The organism is Vibrio sp. 704, assembly GCF_033339295.1.
In genome coordinates, this window is sequence record NZ_JAWOUH010000181.1 from 1 (window position 1) to 938 (window position 938).

General features: G+C 49.0%; 1 protein-coding gene and 1 pseudogene. Both read left to right on the forward strand.

Features of this window, described 5'->3' with window-relative positions; all coding sequences use genetic code 11:
* The first annotated feature begins 92 nt into the window (after window positions 1–92).
* Window positions 93–632, forward strand: a complete 540-nt coding sequence (locus R7R24_RS25320) for a cytochrome c oxidase assembly protein (protein WP_025605402.1) — start codon at window positions 93–95, stop codon at window positions 630–632.
* Window positions 633–683: 51 nt separating this feature from the next.
* Window positions 684–938 (forward strand): annotated as a pseudogene (locus R7R24_RS25325) (cytochrome c oxidase subunit 3); the annotation flags it as partial.

The window sequence follows — 938 nt, forward strand, 5'->3', positions numbered from 1 at the left end:
GAAGGATTAGAGTGGACTGTGCCAAGCCCTGCGCCTCATCACACCTTTAGTACGCCGCCTAAAGTGGATTAACGGAACGAGAGGTGAAGGACATGGCAGACAAATCATCCCACAAAAAGCTCACGATAAAGTTGGTGCTGGCCACTTTTGTCATGTTCGGGTTCGGTTTTGCGCTCGTGCCGCTCTATGACGTGATGTGTGATGCGTTAGGCATCAACGGTAAAACCAGTGATGTTGCAGCGATTCAACCTACGGGGATGCAACCCGATTTGAGCCGGACGATTCGTGTGGAGTTTATGGCACACGTCAACCCAGATATGCCGTGGGAGTTTAAGCCGAAAGTCATTTCGATGAATGTTCATCCAGGTGAGGTCGTGCAAACTGAATACTTGGCATTTAACGAAAGTGGACAAAGGTTGGTGGGGCAGGCGGTGCCTTCCGTTTCTCCCGGCAACGGTGCAGCTTACTTCAACAAAATAGAGTGCTTTTGTTTTACGCAACAGCCGCTGGATGGAAAGCAGCACGCTCAGATGCCATTGATTTTCTATATTGAGCCCGATTTGCCGGACTCAATACATACATTAACGCTGTCTTATACACTCTACAAACTTCCTCCTCCCACAGGCAGTTAGCCTCTCAAGGAGTGAGATACAGGCCAAATAGTGTCTGTAAGGAGAGAACTGATGAGTAATAAACCTGGAACCTATTACGTTCCTGCTCAAAGTAGTTGGCCGATCATTGGCGCGTTTGCTCTGTTTTTAGTCGCCGTCGGTGCGGGCATGACGGTGCAAGGTACTCAAAGCGATGGTGCGGTCGGTGTTGTTGGTCGTATTGTGCTTGCCGTAGGCTTTTTGTTTCTGCTTTACATGTTGGCAGGATGGTTTAGTAACGTCATCACTGAATCGTTGACGGGTAAATACAGCGCGCAGATCACTCGA

What these genes read in the sequence shown, in the direction of transcription:
- R7R24_RS25320 (WP_025605402.1), top strand. Translation starts at nt 93, where the DNA reads ATGGCAGACAAATCATCCCACAAAAAGCTCACGATAAAGTTGGTGCTG.